Annotated in this window: 1 protein-coding gene; it reads right to left on the reverse strand. The window is 34.6% G+C overall.

Going from position 1 to position 1,316, the window contains the following annotated elements; genetic code table 11:
* Positions 1–148: 148 nt before the first annotated feature.
* Positions 149–1,316 (reverse strand): RIP metalloprotease RseP (gene rseP / locus RMO83_RS09390; RefSeq protein WP_310559423.1); only part of this gene is annotated, 1,168 nt, incomplete at its 5' end.

Raw genomic sequence — 1,316 nt, forward strand, 5'->3', positions numbered from 1 at the left:
TGGGCTCGAACCAAGGACCCTCTGATTAACAGTCAGATGCTCTAACCAACTGAGCTAAGAAGGAAAGTGTGTTTCACTTTTAAAGCGGTGCAAAGATATGATTATTTCTTGTTATTGCAAACAAATTATAATTTATTTTTAAAATATTTTATTTATCCATTATCAAATGCCAAATATCGTTACCGAAAACCAATGCCATTAACGACAAAAGTATCACAACGCCAATGGTTTGTGCAATTTCTAGTGTTTTTTCGGTTGGTGCTTTCCTTGTGATTACTTCTATCAAAATAAACATTGCGTGACCGCCATCTAGTCCTGGAATTGGCAAAATATTCAAAAATGCCAACCAAATCGAAAACATTGCTGTAAAATTCCAGAAAAATGTCCAATCCCAAGTTGGTTTAAAAATTTTGAACATTCTAAGCGGTCCACTAACTTGTTTGTAGCCTTCTGTTTTGGTATTAAAAATAAGTTTGAATTGTTTAATTTGTCCAGTTAATGTTGCAATTGTTTTTGTAAAGCCAGCTGGAATAGCTTCTACAAACGACAAATTTTTGGTTACAATGGCACTTTTTAATAATTCCATACTTGGATAAAAACCAATCTTTCCGTCTTTATCAGCCTTAGTTTTTAAGGTTAATTCTTGACCATTTCTTATTATATTTATTGCAATTGAATCTTTTTTAGATTTGCTTAAAGCAGTTCCAAATTGGTCAAAAAATTGAGTTTTTGTTCCGTTTAATCCAACAATTTTATCTCCTTTAATTAATCCCGCCAACATTGCTGGCGATTTTGGCATAATTGAATCTACAACGGTTTCTACTCTTGGCGCCAAGAAACCTTGTCCTTTGCTTTTTATTACGTCACGTTTTCCTTCGTCGTTAAGGTCGAATGTGATTTCTTTTCCTTCACGATTTACGGTTACATTATCGCCAAATAAAATTTCTAATGGCAATTGATCAAATTTCGATTGCACTTTTCCATCTACTTTCAAGATTTTGTCTCCTGATTTTAAACCTACAAGATTTCCTGTAGAATCGACAGCAATTCCGTTTGTAAATTTTGTGTTATCGACATAATTATCGCCATTATTAAACAGCAACATTGTGTAAATAAACCAAGCCAAAAAGAAGTTTACAATAACGCCTCCGCAAATGATTATCAATCGTTGGTAGGGCGGTTTGCTTCGGTATTCCCAAGGTTGCGGTTCTTGTTTTAGTTGCTCTTTGTCCATACTTTCGTCGATCATTCCAGCAATTTTTACGTATCCGCCCATAGGCAACCAACCTATTCCGTATTCGGTTTCGCCAATTTTG

The organism is Flavobacterium sp. (genome assembly GCF_031423415.1).
Lineage (GTDB): Bacteria > Bacteroidota > Bacteroidia > Flavobacteriales > Flavobacteriaceae > Flavobacterium.